Here is a 25735-nt window from a genome sequence, read left to right as displayed (position 1 = left end):
AATCGCAAAGTTCACGACCCGTGCAATGGCGTCCGGTGAGATGCCCACCGCATCATACAGTTGGTCCATGCCAGCTCGGGTACCTTCATCCGTAATCGTGTTTAATAATTCCGTATTGATGGCCGCCGGATACAATGTTGTTGTTCGGATGTTTGTTCCTTCCGTTGCACTTTCCATCCGAATCACTTCCATGAGGTTCTTTACGGCAAACTTTGTTGCACCGTAAACACCTGCCCCCGGAAAACTTTTCAATCCAGCAACAGAGGACGTTGTAATGATGTGACCATGTTGTTGACGCACAAAGTCCGGCATCACAGCCGCAATTCCGTTCAGAACCCCTTTAATGTTAATGTCGATCATGTCGTTCCATTCATCCGTGTGCAACGCACTGATAGCCGAACTTGGCATGATCCCAGCATTATTAAAGATGACATCCACCTGACCATACGTCGTTTTTGCTAACGTTACCAACGCGGCAACCTGCGTCGCGTCACGCACATCAACCGTTTGGTAAACAGCACTTCCACCGGCCACCGTAATCTCATCCGCCAGCGTCGCCAACCAGTCAGCGCGACGCGCACCCAGGACGACTTTTGCACCATGACTCGCTAATAATCGAGCCGTTGCCGCACCAATTCCTGATGAAGCACCCGTGATAACAACAACTTTACCGTCGATACTCATTTATTAAGCTCCTTTTATTCTGGCAGTGAAGCGTAAGCTTCGTCCGTGACTGGTTCCAGCCATTCTGCCGTTCCCGTTGTGATTGCAAGGTGCGTAAACCAGTGGTCCTTGGTGGCTCCGTGCCAGTGTTTAACGCCATCATGGATCACGACAACATCGCCACTGTTTAGGTGCTGTGGTGCTTGCCCTTCTTCCTGGTACCAGCCTTCACCATCCGTAACTAACAACAATTGATAGCCGTCATGGTGAATGTGCCAATCATTGCGACACCCTGGTTCAAACGTCACGTTGCCCACGTTCACATTAATGGCGTCGTCGGCCACTAGAGATTTCAAATAACTATTACCAATAAAATACTGAGCGTACGCTGTATTCAACGCACCCTTACCGAATACGGGTTCTTTTTCTGTCATCTCGCTTACCTACTTTTCTTCGTCTGTCCAGATTTCCTTTGCACGATTAAACGCCGACCATGCCTTGGGCCAGCCTGCATAAAAGGCTAAATGGGTTATTTCTGCGGTGATTTCTTGTTTAGTGATCCCGTTTTGTTTCCCAATCCGCAAGTGAGTCGCCAACTGTTCCATGTTTCCGGCCGATAGAATGCTGGCAATCGTGATCAATGACCGATCATGAGCGGATAAACTGTCCGTGTCGTCCCACACCTCACCGAATAAAACGTCATCATTTAGCGCCGCGAATTGAGGGGCAAACGCCCCCAGTTGGTCACGCCCTGCTGTTTGTTTTGCCATAACTGTGATCCTCCTCGTCGTTTAACTTGCATTGATTACTCATATTAAACAACCTAAAGTGCACTTTAAGTAAAGCCCCAAAACAAACTTTTTTTAAAAACGCGCGACCACATGCAGGCCCTTTCTCATCTAAGCCAAACGGGCATCATGAACATAAACCGTCCATGGTGCCCGTTTGGCTTAGATGAGGCGGCCTAACCGCATGCGGTCGCGCTCTATTCTTTGTGTTTCAGTCGTTTCAAATAACTTGCAAAGTCCTCATTATCCTCGATATGACCATCCACCTTGTTTTGATACCAATCAATTTTATCCGTTAAAATCGTCAAACTGTGTTGCAGTTCAGCCTGTTGTTGCAAAAAGTGCCGTTGCACCCGCTTCAGTAATTGAAGTCGTTGGTCAATCGTTTGATCCCCCTCAGCCCGCCACTGAACGTACTGCTTCAGCTGTTCGATCGTCATTCCCGTATCCTTAAGGTGCAGCAGAAATTTGATCCACGCCGCGTCTGCGTCCGTATAGTAGCGCAATCCATTATCCGTCCGGTGCGGCTCGATCAACCCCTCCTTTTCGTAATACCGGAGGGTTGGGCTGGATAGTCCCGTTTGCTCTGCAAAGTCGCCGATTCGATAGCGTTGTTCACCATTCTGGATTGCGTTTGTCATGTTACTTCCCCGCCTTCTTATCACTCGCCATTAAATTAATTATTCATGGTACACTAACATTAATAATCAGCGGTCGTCCACCATCACGGCCACTTTTAAGGAGCGATTAGAGATGTCAAAAGCACGAATTGAAGCCTTTACCGACGGTGTCATGGCCATTATCATCACCATTCTCGTTTTAGATATTCACCTCCCAGAACAGCACACGTGGGCCTCACTGGGGCACGTCGCCATTCCCATGATTGCCTACGTCGTGAGTTTTCTCCTGATTGCAAACAGCTGGAATCATCACCATCAAATGTTTGCAACCGCTAAACGGGTCGACGGTACGGTCATGTGGGCGAACATCAATCTGTTATTTTGGATGTCCCTCTTACCAGCCGTCACAGCGTGGTTCGGTGAAGACATTTTTGCGCAACCAAGTGGTGTTTTGTATGCCGCACTGATGATTCCGTTTAATCTCTCTTTCATCTGGCTCAATCATGCCGTTCAACATGCCAATGATAATGACAGCCATGACGGCATTTCAAAGGATTCCGACCGCCGTGAATTAACCTCGCTTGGCATCAACGTCATTGCTGTTTTAGTGACCATCTTTTTCCCACCATTCGCGCTGGCTGACATTGCCTTTAATTCATTGCTCTGGTTACGCCCGCTTCGTGAACATAAACATAAATAAGCACGAGAAAAGGCCATCCGACAAGGATGGCCTTTTCATAAGAGTTGCATTAATGGTCCTGATTAAGCTGGTTATCTGTGGTCTCATCAGCTGACTTTGGGTTTGTTCCTGTCACAGCATGTTCATCAAAGTACGCCTGCAACCGCCGAAGCTCATTGACTTGCGATTCAATCGATCCAAGCATCTCAGTTTGGATTTTTTGAATCTCTAACATGTTGGGCTGATCCTGTTGGATCACGTGATCAATTTTTGAATGGAGCACCCGAATTTCTTCTTCGGACTTTTGGTTAACCCGATAATCATTAACTGACTGCATTCGGTCATACTCAGCCGACCGATTCTGACTCATCATGATCAAGGGCGCCTGAATTGCGGCGACCATGCTCAAAAAGAGGTTTAACAAAATGAATGGGTACGGATCAAAGTGGACACCGAACAAATGAAATACATTAATAATGATCCACAGAATCATTACTGTAATAAACGAAATTATAAAGGGCCAGCTTCCCCCGAAATGGGCAACAGCGTCCGCCACCCGTTGACCAAATGTTAGTGATTTTTCCAATTGCTCCCGAACATCGACAACCTGGTAGTTATCATCTTCCAGAACCCGGGTCAATTTTTGGTTTAAACGCCGGTTTTGTCGATAATCCTTTGCAATCATCTGATCCATTTTCATTAACCGATAATGCACCAGATGTTCACTACAAATAAAGTCATGGTTTGCTGCCTTCAGAAAGTCCCGACGAATCAACGCCTGCAAGGGACCGTCCAAATCTTCTAGGAAAACACCGTCTACGAGATCATAAGCTTTCTGATCAACCAGACAGTGAACCGTGCCGTTAAATTCCTGCATTAGCTTTCTTCACTCCAGTAAATGCTTAATTTAGCGTGCGGCAAAGTTAACAGTGTGAGTGTTCGTCACAAATCTGCTTTGCAAACACGCGGGACCGTCATCGCTTGTGGAACATATATGATAATCGGCTTCTGACATAACACTCACCTGCCTTTCCTAGTTGTCTTTGAGTATTTCTACATCTTCATTATACCGGGCTCGTCGCGTTTCTTTCAAGCTTTTTGAACTAAAAGAAAACTTTTTTTCGGCTCGATTAACTTTTTCGTTTTAATGATTTAATTCAAAAACCGGCTGCGATCCCTCTAAGTTTGGGACCGCAGCCGGTTCTGCTTACTTCTTTATTTTGAGTCAGCCTAAACAGTTGACACAGTTACGCATTATCATTATTAACAGGTTCTACTTCTTCTGTCGTTGTGCTGCGCGCAATTTTAACGTCGCTCAGAACAAGACCAACCGTCGTGACGGCCATCAGTACAATTGCTAACAAGGTTTCCATTTGCAAGCCCTCGCTTTGTCAGTAATTTTCAACGAGTATACCATGTTGACCCGAGAAAGCCCACTACTTTCGCCTCACCACGCATCGACATTCATTATCTAATGAAAAGCCGGATATTCCCCCAATGGCTGGGCAATATCCGGCTACTCTTTCTTTACCGCGTCTTCATCATTAAGTCGAGTGATTCCTGCAACGCTAACGCTTCCTCACTGTCGGCTTCAATTCCCATCTGTGTGGCGGTCTGACGAATATTTTCTGCCACAACTAATTTCATGGCCCGATCCACACTTGACCGAACGGCAGCTAATTGAACCAGGACATCCTGACATTCACGGCCCTCGTCCATCATCCGTAACACGCCATCAAGCTGCCCGCGTGATCGCTTAAGACGGTTAGTGATTTGTTTACTAGCGGTTACCGGCTGGTTTTTTGCCGAAACATTAATCATCTGTCAGTCCCCCTGTACGTTATTTATGAAAACAATTATACCCCAGGCGGGATTTAGAAGCTATTTTTCCACTTTTTAAACCATGTTATTCATTACCCCCATAAATATCGTGTAAAAACAGGTCCTGATTCTCTTTTAAAACACTGGTCTTACAGACGTTTATAAAAAACTATCTTCACTTTGTTCGATGCCATTTACTCATCCGTACCCGCAATGGTATCGGCAACTAATCTGTGCGCTCTCGTTCACGACGATTACCCGCCGTTTTCAGCAATCCATGCCAAGATCATCTGCAAATCACTAACAAATCCTGTAAAATGAAAGGCAGACTAGATTACTAATGACCCATGACTTATATAAGGACAATCATCATGACAACTGAACACCCGCTCCATCTGAACCTCCCGCCTGAAGTGGTCGACCACTTACACATCGATGCTGGCGATGAAGTTCAACTGACCGTTCCTGCATCTACGGATGCCACCATTACGCTTCAAGCGGCTCACGCTCAACCTTCGGAGCACATGGCACTCCCACTGCGTTGGTTCTGGCTACCAACGCTTCTTTCAAGTATCGCCTTTTACTTTTACTTCAACAGTCAACATCAAACACAGTTTGCACTTGCCGGTAGCAATTCCATCGCCAGTACCACCATTATGTTTGGCTTGGTTAGTGGGTCGCTATCATTTATTTTCTTTTACTTCCAACAGCGCCGCGTTATTCAAAAATGGCTAACGGGTAGCCTTTACTGGCGCACGTTCCCAACGGTTTTGCTCTCATTCATCATCATTCTTACCATGTGCATGTTGGGATTCTTCTGGTTCGCCGGCTTGTTGTTCCGTGGAATCACCTTTGATCAATTCACCTCGACCATTCTTTTCTTTCTCTTTAGCAGTCTCATCAACTTTTTGATGATGCTCTCTGCTGTATCCCTGTCCGCAAACATGATTTATACGCTCCTCATTTCGGTGATCGTCGGCGGTGTCTTTTCTTCAATGATCACAAACAGTAACAAACGTTGGTGGGAACACAACCTCAGTTTTCTTGGAACAGATCGTGCCGCTAACAGCTGGTCATTTAACCTGACACTCATCGTATCAGCACTAATTACGATTGCGCTTCTTGACTTTATTTTTTCAAACCTCCGCAAGCAGTTTGGAAACAGTCGCCGGCTCCTTGCCCTGCGACTCTTATTGGTCCTAACGACCATGTGCCTAGGTTGTGTCGGCTTGTTTGCTAATAATGGTCACGGTCTCATGCACATTCTGCACGATGAGGCCGCTCGCTGGATGGTCTATTTTATGATCATCACCATCCTAACCATCCGCTTTTTATTGCCACGTCTGACCACTGAATTCAAAGTCTTTTCATACACCATCGGGGGCCTCCTCGTTGCGACGTCCTTACTATTCCACCCGGTTCAGTACTTATCGCTGACCGCGTATGAAATGATTGCCTTTACCATGGCATTCAGTTGGTTGTTACTACTACTTCAAACGCTACAGCACATGGTCATGGCTGATGAAACAACATTTGTCATCAAAATTGAGTGACGATTCTTCAATGCTAACTAAAGAACAGCAACCGAAAACGGCGCCCTTTCCAAAACTGGAAAGAGCGCCGTTTTTGCTTATGCAATAGTCATTGTTATCAATCGCTTGTCTCAGACTCAGGTGACGCCGTTAATTCAGGAAACCAAATCGCCGTCTCTCGTGAAGCCGCGGCCTCACTGTCTGAACTGTGAACCACGTTTCGAATGGCACCATCATTCCACTCGCGGCCAAAGTCACCCCGAATCGTTCCGATAGCGGCCTCACCTGGATTAGTGGCTCCTGCCATTCGCCGAAATTCGCTGATGATGTTTGTTCCACTAACCACCATGGCCACAATTGGGCCAGATTGCATGTACGCAACCAGGCCAGGAAAGTAGGGTTCGTCAACCTTATCCGCGTAGTGTTGCCGGAGTTGTGCATCCGTTGCCTTTGTCACGACCTTTAATGCGCTTAGACCATACTCGTGCTGTTCCAATCGGGTAATGATCTGGCCGACGTGACCGCCTTCCACACCATCTGGTTTAACGAGAATCAATGTTCGTTCTTCTGTCATCATGAAGCCACCTTTCATCTGTATTATCGCAATCTAATTATAATCGATTTAAATGGTGAACCCCAATCAACAGACCTTACTTAAACAGGCCAATTCCCAAAGTAAACAACCATTACATATATTGTTTATTTAGTTCACGGCGCCGTTGGTAACACGCCATGACAATTACTCATGATCAAACTCAATGGTCAACCCGAGAACATCAGCAACGCGCCGCCCATATTCTGGATCTGCACGGTAAAATTGCCAAGTCTCTAACCGTTGAATTTCGTCATCTGCCACGCTGCCCAACGTTTGCCCAATCGTTTCAATCAACCGGTCTTGTTCCGGCGCTGACATTAACCGGTACAATTTGCCAGCCGCCGAATAATAATCTTGGTCATGTGGCAGAAACGCCCCAGTTTCCCCCGTCAACGGCATCGCACTAGGCGCAGCCGTTGGATCAGCAACCGGACCGTCATCACTATTTGGTGCATAGTTCACGCGATTATCCTGTCCCTGGGCCATAAACCCATCACGCTCATAATTGTGGACCGGCGAAAGTGGTCGGTTTCCCTTCAGCTGCTCATAATTTGCACCCAAGCGGTAACGGGCCGCGTCCTTGTATGCAAAGAGCCGCCCTTGGAGCAGCTTATCTGGTGAGGCCTCAATACCGGGGACAAGGTTTGCTGGTGAAAACGCCAGCTCTTCGACGTCTTCAAAATAGTTGATCGGGTTATGCGTTAACGTAAACGTTCCGATCTTTTGCAGTGGATAATCCTTATGCGACACCACCTTTGTCACGTCAAAAATATCCGCTGGATACGCGCGCCCGGCCTCATCTGGCAAAATCTGAACGCAAACATCCCAGCTCGGATAATCTTTCTGTTCAATTGCATCGTATAAATCATGCAGTAAATAATCCGGATCCTTGCTGGCCGTTTGTGCAGCGACCGCCGTTGTCATGTTCTTGACGCCCTGCTTGCTAATAAAATGGTATTTCACCCAGTAAGCGGTGCCCGCCTCGTTCACCCATTTAAATGTGTGACTCCTGTAGCCGTTCATTGTTCGATAACTAGCCGGATTTCCCCGGTCACCCATTAAATAGGTCACCTGATGAACACTTTCTGGTGAATGGGCCCAAAAGTCCCATTGCATCCGCTGACTCCGCAAGTGGGTCTGCGGATCCCGTTTTTGCGAATGAATGAAATCTGGAAATTTCAGTGGATCGTTTACAAAAAAGACCGGCGTATTGTTACCGACAATGTCGTAATTCCCTGCTTGTGTATAAAACCTGAGGGCAAAACCGCGGACGTCCCTCAATGTATCTGGATAGCCCGACTCCCCGGCAACCTGTGAAAAACGCAGTGCAATTGGCGTTTCCTCCCCAACAGCATTAAAAACCGCCGCCTTCGTGTACTGCTTCATGCTGCGTGTTAACGTAAACGTTCCGGTTGCACCGGCGCCTTTTGCATGAACCACACGTTCCGGAATGCGTTCCCGGTTGAAGTGGGCCAACTTCTCTAGAAGTTGGTAATCCTGAAGTAGCATCGGACCCCGCTCGCCCACCGTTTGTGAGTGATCATTATCGGCCCATGGTTGTCCCGCACTGGTTGTTAATTTATCCGTCATCGTCTCAATTCCTCCTTAAAATAGCTTTACCGCAATGTTCACGTTACCACGATAACTTTCACGGACCCTAGCAATCGGCCGGATGAAATAATGAATCACTTAATCGTTAGGTCATCTGAACTTTTTACCCGATCTGAGCCACATTTGAACTCCGTCATGAGGACCGTTATACTCGGTTAGAAGGTTATTTAGCGTCATTAATTCAGATTATTTTGGAGGTTCCACATGACAGATCGTTTTGAAGCATCCGCCTGTACATCAATCATGGTCGGTAAAAAGGCATCCCTTGATGGTGCCACCTACATTGCGCGAAACGAGGACCGGGTGGTAGCAATTCATCCCAAACGCTTCTTCGTTCAGCCTGCTGTTTCCGGTCGTTCAGAAACATACGTCTCACCGTACAATCAGCTAACCGTGCCACTGCCAGCTGACGGACTTCGCTACACCGCGACTCCTAATGCAGATCCAACCGATGGCCCGAATGAAGAAGACGGGTTTAATGAAGCCAACGTTGGTGAAAGCGCGACAGAAAGCGTGTACGCCAATGAAAAAGTCCTCGCCTACGATCCATTCGTCAAAAACGGCTTTGCTGAGGATTCATTAACCACCTTAGTGCTTCCGTTTATTCACAGTGCCCGTGAAGGGGTCGAATACCTCGGTAAGCTCATCAAACAGTACGGTTCTGCTGAAGGAAACGGCATTCAGTTTAATGACCATAATGAAGTCTGGTACATGGAAATCGTCACCGGTCACATGTGGGTCGCCGTCCGGATTCCGGATGATAGCTACGCCGTTGCCGCCAACCAAATTGCCATTGAAGACATTGATTTTACGGATCCGAAAAACTATCAGTGGGCGGATGGCATTCAGCAATTTGTTGCCGATAACCACCTCAACCCTGACGAAAACCGGTGGGATTTCCGCCACATTTTCGGAACCAACACAAAGAAAGACCATCACTACAACACCCCCCGCGTTTGGTTTGCACAACGCTTTTTAAACCCAACCACGACGCTAAACCAGACACCTGAATCTCCCGACATGCCGTTCATTCGTAAGGCAGAACGTAAAATTTCCGTTGAGGACATTCAGTACATTTTGAAGTCCCACTTTGACGAAACAAAGTATGACCCGCTCGGCGATGGCACACCAGCAGAACGCAAAGTCTACCGGTCCATTTCCCTTTCGCGGACGGCGCAATCACACATTCTTCAGATGCGAGATAGTGACCGGCTCGGTAATGCTGGGATTCAATGGGTGGAAATGGGCGTCCCAACCTTCTGTCCATACGTGCCATTCTTTACTAACGCAACGGATACTGATGAATCTTACAGAACCGTAGCAGAAAAGATGGACCTAAACGACGCCTTCTGGTTGTACGAAGCCCTTGCCACCATCGTTGAAGCCCACTACACCGACTTCATTGAGGACGACCTTGATTACCAAAAGGACCTCGGTGAATGGGCCCGACGGAAAATTGCCATGGTTGACCAGGCGGCCGCCACGCTTAGCGGCGACGCATTGACTGCTTATCTGACTGAGCAAAACCATGAAATCGCTGCTCATTATAACCAAACCACCCGTGATTTTCTGTTCAGTTTGATCACAAAGGGTGCGGAACTATCCAAGCTGACGTTTAAAATGGATCCAAATTTGTAAAAATCACCGCAATCAAAAACAGACCATCGGATAGCAATTGTAAGATTGCTATCCGATGGTCTGTTTATTTTAAGTGATTTTAAACAACTAACGAGTATCCTCACTTATCCGTTAATGTTTCATCGATTTCCGCGGTCTTTGATAGCCTAAAACAATCAAGCAAATCGCCGTCAAAACACTCATCGCTAGCGCTAGATATGTGCTCAATTCGACCGGCCGATAAACAGTGATCGCAGACGTTTGCTGTTTTGTTTTAACCACCAGCTGAGCATGTTTGTCCACGTGATATTGCAAAGGATGACCCTGTTGATCCGTAACTTGATACCGTCCATGGTACATGACAAATGGTAGTACCACAGTACTATGTGCATCAAAATGCCCTTGATAGCGCATTCCATTAGGAAGCGGATGCAATTTTGCTGTTCCCTTTTTGCCATCACGTTTCACAACATGGTCAATTAATGAAACATCATTATTAGTTGCTTTCGGCCAATAATCAGTTGCCCCATAATTAGTCCAGTATCCCATCAAATAATGGAATTCATGATTATTTACTTTAAAAGAATCAGGTGTCGTCGTATCAACCAAATGATGTTTACTTGGTTTCACTTTAATCGCTACCCGGTCATGGTTAATCATCGGTAACCATTCATTTTTCACACTAACAAAACTAATGCCAATCGCAAACAGCGCTACCACAAATAAAAAGTAATGCTGTGATTGCCGGCGGTTGGAAAAAGCGGCAACCACGCTTAACCCCAGCAACAAACTACCAAGAAAGAAAACAATGCCTAACATTCGATTAGGAAACTGAATTTGACTAAGTGGCGGCCAGTACAAATACTGCCACACTTCTTTTGATTCACTAACGGTAACTAATAAACAGGTAGCGGCCAACCACTTAGTCAATCGGGTCTGTTTATGATACGTTACGAGAAAAATAAATAAAGCAATTAATACAATTAAGCCCGTTGTATCTGTTGAAAAGTGTAGCCCCATCACGTTTCCAAGAAATTGTTGGAGATCAGGACTTGCCCACGTGGGTAAATCCTTAAGGATTATCGGATTTGCAATGCGATTATTATGGAACACCAACAATAATGGCAACCAAAAATAGGCTGTGAAACCGCCACCTAAAACTCCTGCGGCAACCATTGACTTAGTCAATAACCATTTTTGTTTCGCTAAGCATAACGCAATAACAAAGCCGATTCCTAAAAAGAAACATAAAATAACAAACGATAAAATATGGCAGAATAGTACGAGGCCCATTCCCAATGCCAATGCCACAATGCTTTGTCGTAATGTTATTGACACGATTTGATGCGCATCATCCGTTTCATTCGAATGGCTCACAATTCCCACAAAGCCAAGAATAACCAGTGGCATAAAACTAATGGCCCAAACTTCTCCCATCAGCCATTGCTGAATGGCCCGGCTTAACAGTGGGATACACAATGCATAGGTGATTGCTACAAAGGTACTATTAAGTTGATCAAGGTAAAACTTTCGGGCAACGTATTTACAAACCAAAAATCCAAGAAAGATTTGTAAGCCCATAAAAAGGTACATCGCAAAAACTGGTGGAAACACCATTAATAATATCGCACCAATGTACACAGGCATTTGTGGATACAAACGAATAACAAAAGACCCAACCTGATTCGCAGAAAATGTTGAAATTGTCGGCAATAAATGCCCGGTCTCTAAGTTCTTTTGGATTTCATACATCCGATTAACATGAAATCTTAAATCCGCCCCTGCGTATAAATAACCCGTTTTTCCCCCTGCGTAATAGAGAAACGCAGCAATAATCAGTATGACCAGAAGTGATTGAATCACAGCAGAACGTTTACATATTTGAAAGAATTTCAAAATAGTGAACCCCTTCTTTTAAAATTAATCCTCAATTGATAATAGCATGAATGTTTCTAACACCAAAATCAATTTATGAAATGTTAAAAATAAAGGGTTCAAATAGATTAATTACTGAATTTGATTCTAATATCATTTTTTACTTTTTTTGGGGGGGCTTATTCAACACCCAGTCCGCGCCACCGCCGAACGTAATAGGTCAAGCTCAGCACCGCCAAAACGAGCACCCCAATTGAAACAGAGATCCGGGTATCTGGATTAATAAACATAAAGATCACCACCAGCACCAATGCGGCCAACGCAATGTAGTTTGTCATTGGGTACAGCGGCATTTTAAACGGATGGGCCTTCATTAACTCTGGGTTCGCCCGCCGAAACCGGAGTTCCGCAATCAGGATCACAAACCACGGTACCATCCCGGGTAACACACTGGAACTGTAAACAAGCACAAATATGTTTGCTGAAGCGTGACTAAACTGCGTAAATAACGTATTTAACGTCAGACCGATGAAAATCCCGCCCGAAATCGCAAGGGTTGCCCGTAATGGCACTTGGCGTGGTGACAACTTGCTTAACCCCTTTGCCGTCTCGCCATCATGAGAAAGTTTGAACAGCATGCGGCTCGAACTATAAATCCCGGAGTTCGCACCAGACATCGCGGCTGTTAACACCACGAAGTTTATAATTCCGGCCGCTCCTGTAATCCCCACTTTAGCAAACGTTTCAACAAACGGAGAGCCCATTGCGGATAACTGATTCCATGGGTAGATCGACACAATGACAAAAATTGCCCCAATGTAAAAAATTAGGATCCGCCACACGATTGATTTTACAGAGGCCACAATGGCATGCTGCGGATTGTTCGCCTCGCCGGCCGTGATTCCCAGCACCTCAATGCCCTGATAGGAACCGACAATAACGGACATCGAGAAAATGAACCCCTTCACACCGCCCGTAAAGAAACCGCCGTGAGACCACAGATTACTTAAGCCCACTGCATGCCAATGGTTCCCTAAACCGAGGAAAATAACCATTCCTCCAAGAACGATCATCACAACGATCGTCACTACTTTAATCATGGCAAAATAAAATTCCAACGTCCCGTACGCCCGCGCAGAAGCAAGGTTGGCCAGCGTTAACAGCACAATAACGACCACGCCGGCTAACCAGCCCGGAACAGAGGGCCACCAGTACCGCAAATATTCACCCACGGCGATCACTTCACTAATCCCCACCACGATGTATTGGAACACATTACTCCACTTGGTTAGGTAACCGGCAAGCGGATGGATGTATGTTGTTGCGTAGTCAGCAAAGGATCCCGTCGTTGGATTAATGTAAATCATTTCTCCTAACGCACGCATCACAAGGTAAAGGAGGCCCCCCACCAATGCATAGGCGAGAATAACGGACGGCCCGGTCCACTTAATCGTGGCAGTCGATCCTAAAAACAGACCGACACCAATTGTGCCCCCTAGTGCGATCATCTGCATTTGCCCTGCTGACAGGGACCGTTTTAGCCCCGCTTGTTCTTGTTCCTCTTCCATTTGCCATTCCTCCACCATTGAATTAAAAAACGGCCAACCACGCTTCTAGTAAGAAGTTCGTGGTTGGCCGTTTTGTGATTGATATCGTTTATCTCACCACAAAAAGCTCAACCACAGCACTGTGGTTGAGGTCGTTGTGGTCATCGACTGGGCCGCATTCATTTTGTTAACATTCGTTTTCATCATCGCCGCCCTCCCAGTCATTTAGCCTTAGTAAACACTTAATGCCATTAAAATTAACATTAAGCTCATTTAAATGCAAGTCTTTTTTAATGTTTGCGCCATTGGGAAGCAACCGCCCATTCCTTTTTCGTTGTCATATGTAAAGAATGATGTTACTATCATCCCAGTTAAATAAACTTAAATAAATTTATTATTAAAATTATTCCATTCTGTGAAAGGGTGGTTACCATGAAACAACCGCAGTTCCATTTCATCATTAACTGGTCCTCATTCTTCTTAATGCTTAGCCTGTTTGTGCTTCACGCCTTTCCGATTCAGGCTGCCGCAAATACTGACGCAACCGACTTCGTGGACGTTACCCCGTCCGTTACGGTCCTTAATCAACGCATTTATGCCAACGACCAATCTGCATCGGGAAATCCATTGGGTAAATTGACCTTTCCGACCATCACTAAGATCACCGCAAACTACACGACAGACGGTCACATTACCAAACGAACGAACCAGTTTCAGGTAACTTTTGCTGGTACGTTCTCCACGGGGAAACCGCTGATTCCGGTAATCGTTCAGCCCTATAACATCCATGCCCTTTACGCCAGTGCCTTTAGTAGCAACGTTTTCACCAGTAGTTCTACGGATCTTCTCCCGCAATTGGGAACCACCGTCGATTCCACAAACACCGTCTCCTTCCCCAATTCAGGATTAACCACGTCAGTCCCGTGGTCCTTTCAGGGACAGGCCCCCTACTATTTAGGTCTTCAATGTGCTGTATCCTCACGGCCTGCCGATGCCGATTCAATTGCGTTGGTCACCTGGCCAACAACGGATGAATACACGCTGACGCCAACCATCACGACCCCAATAAAAGATACTGACACCACAATTACCGGTACCGGTTCGTTTCCAAATGATGTCATCGTCTCTAACGCCACCAATACTTCCACCACGGTCAATGCGGACGGCACCTATACACTCCCTGTTGGCGACAGTCTGCGCGGCCGGGCCCACGTCAAAGTAACGGAAATCAATCCATTGGGAACCGATAATCCTGGTAACATCTCGGCACCAGTTCAAGCAAGTCCGAATCTCATTATCACAAGTACAACTCAAACGGTTCCCCTGAACCCAGATAAGATGACGCCACTCATCACAAAAAACGACGCAGACATTATCGCCACCCTCGTTCACGCAGCCGGGATTTCAGCCACCGACACAACCGCCGGGGCGAGTGACGGGATCACATTTGCCTCAAACCATTCAAATCTGGGGGCAAAACTTGCAGCCTTGATTCCGGGTGGTCAAATGCACATCAACATTTATGCCACAAAAGACGGTGTTGACTCTGCTCCCTTACAACTCACCGTTATCAGCTCCCCAGGCACCGTCGCCCTCCAAACGCCGCTTACACCCCTAAACTTTCCAACCACCGTTGTCCCAATTGGACCAATTAACCTGACCCCAGTAAATCCCAACATCCTCATTACGGATACCCGCGCCGTTGGTGCCACCTGGACGCTCTCAGCCAGTGCAACGCCATTGACCACTGCAAGTGGGCGACCACTCCCCGGTGAACTAGTTGCCATCCACGATGGGACTACCACTTCATTAACGGCCACCACAACGATTGCCACTGGGACTAAGGTTTTCGGCCAATCGACAATCAATGCAACGGCGGACTGGTCGCCAACAAACGGGATTTTCCTTCATGTAAATCCTGGAGTTCTCGCCGATCAGTACCACGGCACGATTACCTGGACGCTAGCCAACGCTCCCAATTAGATGCACAACTAAAACATTCTTTCGTTTTCAACCAGCTTTAATTCGGTTAGTTATTTGCAAAGGAGCTTAACATGAAACAAAAACAGTTCACTTTATTAACCGATCAAGTCCTTTTCGGCCTGCTCAGTTGTCTCTTTATTTTTTGGTGGTGTGCGCCACTCCCCGCTCACGCAGATGATGCCAACAATTTCGTTGATGTCACTTCAACGATGAACATTGTTAATCAGCGGGCATATGTGGCCGGTCAGTCACCAACAACTAACCCACTTGGACAAATCAAATACCCCACAATCAACAAGGTTTTAGCGAACTATACCGTCAATGGTCAAATTTCCACGCGGACTGATACCCTTAAGGTTCAACTCACGGGGAAATTTTCAACCGGAAACTCAACCTCGGTTCCCGCCCAGTTTTATCTACTTAACAGCCTCTACTTCGGTAGTTTCAGCAACAATACGTTTAATGATGACGGTGACGACTTGTTAGGTTACTTCAACATTCAACCAAACTACACAAATAATTTGATCTTCACGAATCTAATGGTAGCAGTTCCACTGTTTTCCCAAAGTCAGCCCCCTTATTACATCGGTTTTCAGGCCACAACTGCCCTTCGGCCCAACAACCCTGACTATTTTGCTTTAGCCACATGGGCCAAACCAGCCAGTTACAGCCTCAAGCCAACCATCAACCAACCCGTTAAGGATACGGACACAACCATTTCTGGAACCGGTTCGTTTGCGGGTGACACCATTCGCTGTGACGCAACAAACACGACCACCACAGTTGATGGAAATGGGCGGTACACCTTACCCGTCGGCACCAGCCTTCGCGGCAAGTCACAGGTGACCGTGACGGAATCGAGCACAAAAGGCGACACGCCTGGGACTGCCCAGGCGTCCGTCCAGTCAGACGACCTTGAAATCGAAAGTGATACGCAAACGGTCACCTTTAATCCAGATGAAATGCTCGCGTTAAGTCAAAAAAGTGACGATGACATTATTAGCGCCCTCGTTAAAGCCGCGGGCATCTCTGCTTCAGATTCCTCAGGTCCAGCGCGTAACAACATTTCGTTTGACACCGAGGGCACAAGTTTAGGCGCAAAGCTTGCCGCATTGATTCCAAACGGTCAGCTCACAGTCCCCATCTACGCGACTAACGGTACTGATAACTCCGAGCCACTTTACATTACCGTTGTTTGTGTTCCCGGAACGCTCTCTTTTGAAGCCTTACCTGCCACCTACACATTCCCGACATCCACAGTCCCGATAACACCCATTAATAAGGCCCCAGCTGCCGCACCAATTGATATTAGTGATACTCGTGAACCCGGGGCAAAATGGACGTTAACGGCCAGCGCGACCCCCATGAAAAACGCTGCTGGCGTTAAGCTTCCCGGTGGTTTCGTTGATGCTAATAACGGCTCCATTACCCCACTTTCAAGCGCAGCCACCATCGTTGCCAACGGCACCAAGGCGGCCGGTCACTCGTTAACGAATGCCGCTGCCGATTGGTCGGCAACTAACGGGCTTCTTCTTCACGTTGATCCCGGTGCCCTCGCCGGCCAGTACACTGGTTCCATCAACTGGTCACTGACAAATGCACCTGACTAAACGGCCCAAGCAGTAATCAAAAGACCCACACAGACAGCGTATTATCGTGTCTGTGTGGGTCTTTTAGTCACTTAGCTAAGGCTTGTCGATACGCAGGAACAAGCATGCCATCGATCAACTTTGTCAGGTCTTCATCTGTAATGGTTTCGTTCATAAAAATCCGGTAACGGAGCCATTCAAACGGCATCAATTTAAGCGCGTCATCAAGCTTGCCAGTCGCCAGTTCATGGCGGGCCTGGGCACGCGCCACAACGTGATCAATCGCGTTGATGTCGATTTGTTTTGCCTCGTTGATCATCACCTGCAACTGCTTATTTTGTTCATCATTAAGGCCATTAAAGCTCAGGACAAATGATTTTCCAAACGCATCCGTACTGAATGTAAACCGTTTAAACGTTTGAAACAAATCCGCTGACAGGCTGGTCCCAGTCAATTCCAGTTCATCAAGACGGCCGTTATTATCAGTTTTAATTTTATCTTGTACTGCCAGTAAGGCCAGTTCAAATGGTGACTGCCAGTGGCGATAGATAACAGGTTTGCTGGTTCCCGCCGCAGCGGCAACCTTTGCAAAGGTGAGCTGCGCAAGGCCCTCGTTTTCTAGAATTGAGCGGGTGGCCTCATAAATTGCTGCATCTAGTTCCGCACCCCGGCGACGCGTCTTCGTCATCTTTTCTCCTTTGTGTTTAAGAAACCAAAAAGTTTCTTATTGACTTTTTCTTCTTACAGCGTATTATACACTTCGTAGTTAAAAGATACCGAGTAGTATCTTAAGGAGAGGAAATTATGTCAAAAGAAACAAAGATTCCTAAATCAACGGTTATAACAGCACTAGTCATCGTTTTCGGTGCAATGGCGCCGTTATTAGATTCGACAATGATGAACATTGCCATCAATAACCTTGTTAAAAGCTTTAATAGCAGCGTCACGACGGTGCAATGGACCGTCACCTGTTACTTACTGGCAACCGGAGTGGCCGTGCCATTTTCCAGCTGGCTCCTAAATAAGTTTGACGGAAAAACCGTCTTCATGGCGGGCGAAATTCTTTTTGGAATTGGCTCGCTTTTGTCCGCCCTGTCACCCACCATCCACGCATTGATTCTCGCACGGTTAGTTCAAGGGTTTGCCGGCGGGTTGATTATGCCGTTGCTAACAACACTTCTGGTTCAAACAGCTGGTACTGACGTCATTGGGCAAATGATGGCAACGGTTGGTTTACCCATGATTCTTGGTCCTTTATTTGGACCCATTATTGGTGGAATCATCATCAAATTTGCTTCATGGCGGTGGCTCTTTTGGGTCAACATCCCGGTTGTGTTGATCTCAATTGCGTTGATCATTTGGAAAATGCCCCATTATCCAGCCCAAAATAAGGCGGCAAAAATGGACTTCATCGGCATTTTACTGTTGATCCTGTCCTCTAGCTCAATCATTTACGGCATGGTAAGAGCAGCGCATACAGCCACTTTTAATAACCGGACCAGCCTCACTTTCATCATCGGTGGGATCGGCGCCCTGGTTTGTTACATCATTTGGGCGGCCATTAAAAAGGAGCGGGCCGTTCTGCCGCTTAGTTTATTTACCTTTCGCTCGTTTAATGGCGCCGGACTCGGCCTCTTTCTTGCTGGAACCGTCTTAAACGGTGCGATGTTACTGCTGCCCCTTTATTTTCAAACAATTCAAAAAATGTCCGTTCTCACCGCGGCACTATCCTTGTTGCCCCAGGGATTAGGCATGTTACTAGCCCGTGGTTTAACGGGCAAACTCACCGACCAACTCGGTGCTAAATACGTAGTCTTGATCAGCAGTTTGATTGCGTTTGTTGGCACGCTTCCGTTTTACTGGTTCGATAAAGACACTGCCTACTGGCTCATTGGCATTGTCTTGTTTATCCGTGGGATTGGCGCCGGCGGTATTATGATGCCATTAATGGCAGACGCCTACACCGGTATGCGGGCCGACCAGGTTCCCGCCGCAACCATTGGTTCACGCATCATTCAAAACGTCGGGAGTGCCTTTGGGTCTGCGTTGATCACCACCATCATTTCATCATACGCAACCACCCGTGCCAAAACGTTTGCCACCCAGCTTAAGCACGGTGACTTTCACGTTGCCCCCGCGCACATTCAATCATTTGCGGCTAACCACATGCTGACAATTAAAACGGCAGCGTTCCAAAACGGCTTCCTCATCATTTCGTTAACAGCACTGGCCTTATTGATTCCCACCTTGCTGCTGACGAACAAAATGAATAATAAAAAACCTTTAAATCCTAAGTTGAAACATAATAAATAAACTTTTTAGTTTCCATTCAATTCTATTCACATTAATCGTCTTTTAAGTAATCATTATTGCGCCAAATTCAATTCATTTTTAATTCCATCAACATTATTTTCTGGTTTGAATTTTCTATCTTCAATAAACCTCAACAAATACTCCCGTTGTTTTGGATTCAGTTCCTTAATTCGTCGCTTCCACTCTGCATAAGCATTCCACGAATATCCAGGGTTCAGTTCCTTACTCATGTTCTCAAACGAATATTGTAGAAATTTTTCAAAACGTTTTTCATCAGTAATTGTCAATCGTTCAAAATCTAAATTCTTCAATAAAAAAATCAACCATGAAGCTAAATGGACGTACTGTTCAAACCTTTTAGGTTCTTTAGTAAAAACTAATTTACGTTCAACGAGACCAAAAATAAAGTGAAGTGTTTTAGGATCATTAAGAGAAGACGATACTGAACTAAGTCCTGCACAAATTTGACCCAATCCCATCTGATTATGTAATAACTCATCTTCTACTTCGTTATCCCCTTTTAGTAATTCACCAAAATCCAAGGACATAACCTCATCTGCGTCTTCACGTGTGTTAGCCAAATTCAAAAAGAACTCATCAATTTCCGTATTATCAATGACTCTAATGCCATAATTCAAAAAATAATATTCTTTGAATAAGTGATCAACACTATTTCTAGAAATATAAAAAATATTTTTTTCACGCATTGATTGCTTTTTAAAATCATTAACTTCGCTCAAAAACAAATTCAAATCAAAATCCTGGAGCGAATACCCCATTATTACGACCGTTGTTTCATATAAAAGACTATAAAATTTATGGAAAATATAATCATTGCTTCGTTCAAATTTAAAATAATCTTTCATCGTTAAAACCATTGATTTGGGATTGCTAGCAACACCATGGATATGATAAACATCCGGCATATTTTTCTTCATGGACGACTCAATTTTATTGCCGAAAATACGATTACAATTACCTTCCAAACAACTACCACCAATCAAATCATCATAATTAGTAGTAATAAAATTAACATTAGCAATCTGTTTCCCATCACTAAAACTCATTAGTGATTCTTTTAATTTGTTCACTTGTTGTTTATCTATTTTTCCGTCTTCAGTATCATTACCTATACAATCAGCAACGACTACTTTAGAATCTTGTTCACAGCGATTACAAAAGTCTTCAATAATTTGCGCCGTAATTTGTAAATCGTACTTCGCTCTATGGTGCTCACTAAAAAGCTGTTTTTTTAACTGTACACATTCATTCTTTTGAGTTTTCTTTTCATCGATCCATTTTTCGTCATGATTATTTGATGCTTCTTCCAAACGATTTTCGACGCTCTCCAGCACTTCAAAAAGGAGACGCTCGTAGCTTGGCGCTTGTCCATTTGTAAGTTGCATACTAAAACCAGTTCCCATAAAAAAAGTTAGGTTTCCATTCAGCAATTCCAGTGCCATTTGAGTATAAAACGTTTTAAATTCAGTTTTCATAAATTTATCCCTTTTTATAAAATGAATATTTTAATTCCTTTGAAATCATTGTGCATTTATTAACTTTGTCGGTCAATATCTAATATTTATGTATTGGCAAAAATAAAAAGCGCGTTCACTCACTTCGAGTTGAACGCGCTTAATGACCGCTAATAGTTTTACCACGCCACCGGTCCGTGTGTATTACTAAACGTTGCCGTTTCTGTACTTGTCCAGTCCGTTGCCAATTCAACGGTTCGGGCCACCCCAACACTCACTGGTTGCCCACCCATTTGTTTCACTTGCTCCGGAGTTGCGCCACCAAACTCAGTTGCCACTATCCCGGGGTCAATGGCGTTCACTGTGATGTTCAGATCTTCACGGCGCATTTCCTTTGCCAACTGAACGGTAAACATATTGGCCGCAGCTTTAGCGGATTGGTAACCGACAGCTACCGCCTGGTAAACTTCGGATGCTGGGTTCAATGCCTCTGTCTTGGACCCCATCATGCTTGATACGTTAATGATTTTTGCCTGTGGACGTTTCTTTAACAACGGGAGCATTTTCTGCGTCACGTCAATTAAGCCAAAGTAATTAATTTCAAAGTCTGCCCGTAACCGTTTCATTTCAACTTCTGCGGCCGTTTGACGAAAATCAAACACAGCTCCCGCATTGTTTATCAAAACAGACAGGGCGCCATACCGATCCGCAATGGTTTGCGCCGCGCGGGTCACTGAATCCGGATCCGTAACGTCTAGTTCAACGACATCGACGTTAATGCCATCCGCCGCCAACGTTGCAACTGCTTGCTGCCCTTTTTCAAGACGTCGCGCGCCTAAAATGACGTGCTGGCCTGCCACTGCCAATTCACGGACGATTTCTAATCCCATCCCCCGGTTACCACCGGTCACTAACGTTATCACTTCTTGATTATTTTCTGTCATTTAAATGAACCTCCTGTTTGAATAATTGATATCCTACGCCGCTGGTGTTAGACTAGCGCAAGCTTAATTCGAAAAAAAGGAGAAAATAAATCAATGCATGCTATTCATGACGTTGCCGCCCAGTTTCATGTGACCTATGATGCCCTCCGCTTCTATGAAAAGAAGGGGCTTCTCCACCCCATTCAACGTAACGACAACGGCCAACGTGAATATAGTGATCATGATCTGGATGACCTCAATAAATTACTTCATTTGCGACATCTCGGCGCCACCGTTGCAGAAACAAAACAAATGCTTGACCTTTTCCGTGATGATCATAAGTCAGTCACGGCCTACGATACCGGAATTGCCCTCCTAGAACATTTGCAGGATGAAACCAACCAACAAATTACTCGCTTGCAACAGCAACAATCTTTTCTCGTTGAAAAAATGCACCGCTTTGAACAAGAAAAGGCGAAGCTACTTTCAGCGGACACACCATTTTCACAGACAACGAACCACGCGTAATCTGATTTCAAAAACGGCACTAGGGCAACTGCTTAGACTAAGCAGTTGCCCTAGTGCCGTTTTTATTTTGCTTCATCGAGAATACTCGTTAACCACGCAACGTATTCACGCTCGCGTTCAATCGCATGGCGTAAGACCAAATAATGACCGTACTGCTGCTCAATCATCGTTGAATCCATAAACTTATCCGCCAACTGCTGTTGAAGATGAGCCAGTTTTGCCTGCCGTTTAGCGCGTTGGTTTCGAACCATTTCGACCAGGCGAAAATCATGCCGTTCCTGAATGAAATACAGCTTCAGAACAAACTCATCGTGCTCATTATCTGCGTCAGAGGCACTCCCCAACCACTGAGTAAACGTTTCTTCCCCCGCTGCCGTAATTGAATAAACCTTCTTTGTCAGTTTCTCCCCCGCCAGTTGGGACTCGTGCGTAATCAGGTCTTCAGTTTCCATTTTGTTTAGCAACGGATAAATTTGGCTGTGATTCGCTGACCAAAATTCACCAATGCCCGTATCAAACGCCCGCGTTAAATCATAGCCACTTTGCGCCCGCTCGGTTAAAAGTCCGAGCAAAATGTACTTCAACCGGTTTTTCTGTGCCATTGTGTATGCTCCTTGACAAGTATTTAAAAACATCCTATCATATACATGTAATTAATTACATGTATATGATTACTTAAACAATGGAGGTTTTTACAATGAACCATAAAACATTTAAAACACTGGATGACTTTCTTGGAACCCACTTTATTTACACTTACGACAATGGCTGGGAGTACGAATGGTACGCCAAAAATGACCACACCGTCGATTACCGCATTCACGGTGGTATGGTTGCGGGTCGCTGGGTCACGGATCAGACAGCGGACATTGTGATGTTAACACCCGGGATCTACAAGATTAGCTGGACCGAGCCTACTGGTACGGACGTTGCCTTAGATTTCTTACCAAACGAAGATAAACTTCATGGCACCATCTTCTTCCCAAAGTGGGTTGAAGACCATCCCGAAATCACCGTCACCTACCAAAACGAGCACCTAGACGATATGCGCGCGGCCCGCGAAAAATACGCGACTTATCCAAAACTCGTTGTACCAGAATTTGCAACAATCACTTACATGGGGAATGCCGGGCAAAATAACGAGGCCGTTATTAGTGAAGCGCCCTATGCCGGCATGACGGACGACATTCGCAACGGCCGTTACTTCGATGAAAATTATCACCAGCTTCAAAAATAACAAGTTCATTCATTAAAAACAGCACGACCTTAATCACAATCAATGCAAAAATGACCATTACTGGGAATCAGCCAAAGCGGCGGGGTCCCAGTGATGGTCATTTTTATTTGCATTAAAGTGTGTCGCCATGATCAGCTTCACCGTTGTTTAATTTCTGAAGGAGCTGAATGAGCATTTTTTGCTCGTCCACCGTCAGCTGTGACGTCACACCTTGATTTGCCTGTTCAAACTCTTCCTGAATTCGATCAACCAGCCGTTGCCCCGCTTCCGTTAAAAAAATTTGTTTATTCCGGCCGTTATTCGCCGCCCGTTGCCGAGTGATCAAGCCATCACGCTCAAGATTTTGGAGCAAACTTGAAACACTTGCTCCCCGGCGGTTAAACATATCGGCCATTTCGCGTTGAATTAATCCTGGTTTGGCCGCAACCATCTGGAGTGCGCGGCCCTGTTCAGGGGTCACGTTAACTTCTGTTCGTAACCGCGTCTCCAGTTGTCGCCGTTGCGTAATCCCAATTTCCCTAATTAAATTATTGATTTGTTGCCCATTCACTGCCATTAGCGGCCTCCACAGCACCTTTTTTACTAGTATAGCATGGGAATCTAGTCAATTTTCATCGGTGTGTGCTTGACAGTTAGATATCTAACGATTATAGTTACAAATCGTTAGATATCTAACTATATTTTTTGGAGGCTCAAAACTCATGAAAACAACGTACAATCGGCGGTTCCTGGTCGCAGCCGTCGTTATTAGCGCCTTTGTTACAATGCTCAACCAAACCATTCTCTCCGTGGCCCAGCCAAAGTTAATGACCGCATTTAGTCTGAGCACTGCGACCGTTCAATGGCTATCCACTGGTTACGCTCTGGTTAGTGGCGTTCTCATCCCCATCACCGCATGGCTGGCTGATCGGTATAATACGAAACACCTCTTTGTCACCACCGAACTCATCTTTTTATTTGGGACGATCATTGCGTCCTTTGCGCCAAGTTTTGGCTGGCTACTCCTCGGCCGCTTTGTCCAGGCCATGGGTGCCGGGATTCTTTCTGGGTTAGCCATGACCATTCTCTTTTCCGTCTACCCCAAGGATGAACGGAGTACCCCAACTGCCCTGCTCGGCATCGTCTTCGGTTTGGCACCAGCCGTCGGGCCCACACTAGGCGGGTGGTTAGTCGATACATGGGGCTGGCACTCCATCTTCATCGCAATGCTTCCCGTTATTATTTTAGCAGTCTTAATGGGGCTCTTCTTCATGGCCGACGTTGTGCCACACCGCGTCATTCCGCTTGATTGGCCCTCCGTAATTTACTCGATGAGTGGCTTTGGTCTATTACTCTTTGGTTTTTCAAACGTTGGTAATCACGGCTGGGGGGCCGCAAGTACCATTGCGCCAATTATCTGTGGGAGCATAATCACAGCGCTGTTTTTGTTTCGGCAGGGGCGCATCAAAAATCCCATTCTTCAACTCCGGGTCTTTGGCCAGGGAAACTTTGCCCTCGCTGCTATTATCAGTGCAATTGCCCAAATCAGCATGGTTGCGGTTGAATTCATTCTGCCACTTTACTTGCAAAACGTCCGTAATTTAACGGCCTTCCAGTCTGGATTAACGCTTCTCCCCGGGGCCATCGTCATGTTCTTAATGAGTCCCCTCGCCGGAAAACTCTTAGGCGCCGGCAAGGGACGCACCATTGTAATTTTTGGGGTTCTCGTCATGACGCTCAGCACCTTAGCACTGACTTTCATTACGTTAACCACACCCATCTGGCTAGTCATCCTTGCCTACGCCATCCGCAATGTCGGCCTGTCATTTGTCATGATGCCAGCCAGTACGCTTGGCATGCAATCACTCCCCCGTGATTTAATCAGTCACGGGAGCTCCAGTAATAACATGGTGCGCCAGATTGGTGCGGCCATCGGAACGGCCATCCTTGTTTCGATTATGAGTAACGTTGCAACCACCACGTCACCAAGCACAAAACTACTGCAAACGGATCGGCAAGCCTTCACAACGGGAATTCATCAAGCCCTTGTTAACGGTGCTCACGCCGCACTATGGGCTGCCACCGCAATTGGCGCCTTAGGTGTTATCCTCAGTTTGTTCTTAAAGTCAGATCAACAATTGAATCAGTAATATCAAAAAAGGCTGAACCCAAAAGATCATCTCGGTGACGTTTACCCAAAAAGTTGGAACTAAATAGTTTTGTTAATTAGGCAGTTAATTGCCGCTCGAAATCGAGTGGTGATTGACCGCCTAATTTTATTTGAATTCGCTTTTGATTGTAATAATTAATCCGGGAATTGATTGCTTTGGTTAGCTCTGAGGCGTTTGCGTATTGCTGTA

General features: G+C 45.9%; 26 protein-coding genes. 9 read left to right on the top strand and 17 right to left on the bottom strand.

Annotated features, from left to right (window positions below; all coding sequences use genetic code 11):
- The 4 genes from ACKTR5_RS02800 to ACKTR5_RS02785 all read right to left on the bottom strand — a co-directional run.
- Positions 1–684 (bottom strand): SDR family oxidoreductase (locus ACKTR5_RS02800; protein WP_407878993.1); only part of this gene is annotated, 684 nt, incomplete at its 3' end.
- A 14-nt stretch (positions 685–698) separates the two neighbouring features.
- Positions 699–1097, bottom strand: coding sequence for a cupin domain-containing protein (locus tag ACKTR5_RS02795; protein WP_407878991.1), 399 nt, complete (start codon positions 1095–1097; stop codon positions 699–701).
- 9 nt (positions 1098–1106) lie between these two features.
- Positions 1107–1433 (bottom strand): carboxymuconolactone decarboxylase family protein, encoded by a 327-nt coding sequence (locus ACKTR5_RS02790; protein WP_407878989.1) that lies wholly within the window; start codon positions 1431–1433, stop codon positions 1107–1109.
- A gap of 215 nt (positions 1434–1648) precedes the next feature.
- Entirely contained in the window at positions 1649–2092 is a 444-nt protein-coding gene (locus ACKTR5_RS02785; protein ID WP_407878987.1) for a MerR family transcriptional regulator, read from the bottom strand.
- A gap of 112 nt (positions 2093–2204) precedes the next feature.
- Between ACKTR5_RS02785 and ACKTR5_RS02780 the strand changes: the two genes are divergently transcribed.
- A complete protein-coding gene (locus ACKTR5_RS02780; RefSeq protein WP_407878985.1) occupies positions 2205–2771 on the top strand; it encodes a TMEM175 family protein in 567 nt (188 codons plus the stop codon).
- A gap of 49 nt (positions 2772–2820) precedes the next feature.
- Here ACKTR5_RS02780 and ACKTR5_RS02775 read toward each other — a convergent pair whose 3' ends face one another.
- The 3 genes from ACKTR5_RS02775 to ACKTR5_RS02765 form a co-directional block, all read right to left on the bottom strand.
- Positions 2821–3627: a DUF1003 domain-containing protein gene (locus ACKTR5_RS02775; protein ID WP_407878983.1), complete on the bottom strand. Its 807-nt coding sequence runs from the start codon at positions 3625–3627 to the stop codon at positions 2821–2823.
- Between the two features lie 370 nt (positions 3628–3997).
- Positions 3998–4123, bottom strand: coding sequence for a hypothetical protein (locus ACKTR5_RS02770; RefSeq protein ID WP_407878981.1), 126 nt, complete (start codon positions 4121–4123; stop codon positions 3998–4000).
- 154 nt (positions 4124–4277) lie between these two features.
- Positions 4278–4571, bottom strand: coding sequence for a metal-sensitive transcriptional regulator (locus ACKTR5_RS02765; protein ID WP_407878979.1), 294 nt, complete (start codon positions 4569–4571; stop codon positions 4278–4280).
- A 371-nt stretch (positions 4572–4942) separates the two neighbouring features.
- Here ACKTR5_RS02765 and ACKTR5_RS02760 point away from each other — a divergent pair, with 371 nt between their 5' ends.
- Positions 4943–6124, top strand: coding sequence for a DUF998 domain-containing protein (locus ACKTR5_RS02760; RefSeq protein WP_407878978.1), 1182 nt, complete (start codon positions 4943–4945; stop codon positions 6122–6124).
- Between the two features lie 97 nt (positions 6125–6221).
- On the opposite strand, the gene ACKTR5_RS02755 is transcribed toward ACKTR5_RS02760, so the two are convergent.
- Positions 6222–6677, bottom strand: coding sequence for a nucleoside-diphosphate kinase (locus tag ACKTR5_RS02755; protein ID WP_407878976.1), 456 nt, complete (start codon positions 6675–6677; stop codon positions 6222–6224).
- A gap of 165 nt (positions 6678–6842) precedes the next feature.
- Positions 6843–8288 (bottom strand): catalase, encoded by a 1446-nt coding sequence (locus ACKTR5_RS02750; RefSeq protein ID WP_407878974.1) that lies wholly within the window; start codon positions 8286–8288, stop codon positions 6843–6845.
- A gap of 225 nt (positions 8289–8513) precedes the next feature.
- On the opposite strand from ACKTR5_RS02750, the gene ACKTR5_RS02745 reads away from it, so the two are divergent.
- Entirely contained in the window at positions 8514–9947 is a 1434-nt protein-coding gene (locus ACKTR5_RS02745; protein ID WP_407878972.1) for a C69 family dipeptidase, read from the top strand.
- Between the two features lie 111 nt (positions 9948–10058).
- On the opposite strand, the gene ACKTR5_RS02740 is transcribed toward ACKTR5_RS02745, so the two are convergent.
- On the bottom strand, positions 10059–11822 hold the full coding sequence (locus ACKTR5_RS02740; RefSeq protein ID WP_407878970.1) for a hypothetical protein: 1764 nt from the start codon (positions 11820–11822) through the stop codon (positions 10059–10061).
- 158 nt (positions 11823–11980) lie between these two features.
- Complete coding sequence (locus ACKTR5_RS02735) at positions 11981–13369, bottom strand: amino acid permease (protein ID WP_407878968.1); 1389 nt, start codon at positions 13367–13369, stop codon at positions 11981–11983.
- A 411-nt stretch (positions 13370–13780) separates the two neighbouring features.
- On the opposite strand from ACKTR5_RS02735, the gene ACKTR5_RS02730 reads away from it, so the two are divergent.
- Together ACKTR5_RS02730 and ACKTR5_RS02725 are read left to right on the top strand one after the other, a co-directional pair.
- Positions 13781–15331 (top strand): WxL domain-containing protein, encoded by a 1551-nt coding sequence (locus tag ACKTR5_RS02730; protein WP_407878967.1) that lies wholly within the window; start codon positions 13781–13783, stop codon positions 15329–15331.
- Between the two features lie 71 nt (positions 15332–15402).
- Positions 15403–16941 carry a WxL domain-containing protein gene (locus ACKTR5_RS02725; protein WP_407878965.1) on the top strand — a complete coding sequence of 513 codons (1539 nt, stop codon included), beginning with the start codon at positions 15403–15405 and terminating at the stop codon, positions 16939–16941.
- A 67-nt stretch (positions 16942–17008) separates the two neighbouring features.
- On the opposite strand, the gene ACKTR5_RS02720 is transcribed toward ACKTR5_RS02725, so the two are convergent.
- Positions 17009–17608 (bottom strand): TetR/AcrR family transcriptional regulator, encoded by a 600-nt coding sequence (locus ACKTR5_RS02720; protein ID WP_407878963.1) that lies wholly within the window; start codon positions 17606–17608, stop codon positions 17009–17011.
- A 116-nt stretch (positions 17609–17724) separates the two neighbouring features.
- Here ACKTR5_RS02720 and ACKTR5_RS02715 point away from each other — a divergent pair, with 116 nt between their 5' ends.
- A complete protein-coding gene (locus ACKTR5_RS02715; RefSeq protein WP_407878961.1) occupies positions 17725–19233 on the top strand; it encodes a DHA2 family efflux MFS transporter permease subunit in 1509 nt (502 codons plus the stop codon).
- A gap of 53 nt (positions 19234–19286) precedes the next feature.
- On the opposite strand, the gene ACKTR5_RS02710 is transcribed toward ACKTR5_RS02715, so the two are convergent.
- Positions 19287–20729 (bottom strand): SIR2 family NAD-dependent protein deacylase, encoded by a 1443-nt coding sequence (locus tag ACKTR5_RS02710; protein WP_407878959.1) that lies wholly within the window; start codon positions 20727–20729, stop codon positions 19287–19289.
- 158 nt (positions 20730–20887) lie between these two features.
- Positions 20888–21652 carry an SDR family NAD(P)-dependent oxidoreductase gene (locus ACKTR5_RS02705; RefSeq protein WP_407878958.1) on the bottom strand — a complete coding sequence of 255 codons (765 nt, stop codon included), beginning with the start codon at positions 21650–21652 and terminating at the stop codon, positions 20888–20890.
- A 93-nt stretch (positions 21653–21745) separates the two neighbouring features.
- Here ACKTR5_RS02705 and ACKTR5_RS02700 point away from each other — a divergent pair, with 93 nt between their 5' ends.
- Entirely contained in the window at positions 21746–22159 is a 414-nt protein-coding gene (locus ACKTR5_RS02700) for a helix-turn-helix domain-containing protein (protein ID WP_407878957.1), read from the top strand.
- Positions 22160–22221: 62 nt separating this feature from the next.
- On the opposite strand, the gene ACKTR5_RS02695 is transcribed toward ACKTR5_RS02700, so the two are convergent.
- On the bottom strand, positions 22222–22761 hold the full coding sequence (locus tag ACKTR5_RS02695) for a PadR family transcriptional regulator (protein ID WP_407878956.1): 540 nt from the start codon (positions 22759–22761) through the stop codon (positions 22222–22224).
- 95 nt (positions 22762–22856) lie between these two features.
- Between ACKTR5_RS02695 and ACKTR5_RS02690 the strand changes: the two genes are divergently transcribed.
- Entirely contained in the window at positions 22857–23396 is a 540-nt protein-coding gene (locus ACKTR5_RS02690) for a phenolic acid decarboxylase (RefSeq protein WP_407878954.1), read from the top strand.
- A gap of 112 nt (positions 23397–23508) precedes the next feature.
- Here the strand turns inward: ACKTR5_RS02690 and ACKTR5_RS02685 are convergent, their stop codons facing one another.
- Positions 23509–23952, bottom strand: a complete 444-nt coding sequence (locus ACKTR5_RS02685; RefSeq protein ID WP_407878952.1) for a MarR family winged helix-turn-helix transcriptional regulator — start codon at positions 23950–23952, stop codon at positions 23509–23511.
- Positions 23953–24097: 145 nt separating this feature from the next.
- On the opposite strand from ACKTR5_RS02685, the gene ACKTR5_RS02680 reads away from it, so the two are divergent.
- Entirely contained in the window at positions 24098–25525 is a 1428-nt protein-coding gene (locus tag ACKTR5_RS02680) for an MDR family MFS transporter (RefSeq protein ID WP_407878950.1), read from the top strand.
- A 76-nt stretch (positions 25526–25601) separates the two neighbouring features.
- On the opposite strand, the gene ACKTR5_RS02675 is transcribed toward ACKTR5_RS02680, so the two are convergent.
- The coding region (locus ACKTR5_RS02675; protein ID WP_407879155.1) for an IS3 family transposase at positions 25602–25735 on the bottom strand (134 nt) is incomplete at its 5' end.

Origin of the sequence: Furfurilactobacillus entadae, assembly GCF_045862745.1 — a bacterium.
Taxonomy (GTDB): Bacteria; Bacillota; Bacilli; order Lactobacillales; family Lactobacillaceae; genus Furfurilactobacillus; species Furfurilactobacillus entadae.
The sequence above is the reverse complement of the archived record's forward strand: the minus strand, read 5'-3'. Positions and strand labels throughout refer to the sequence as shown.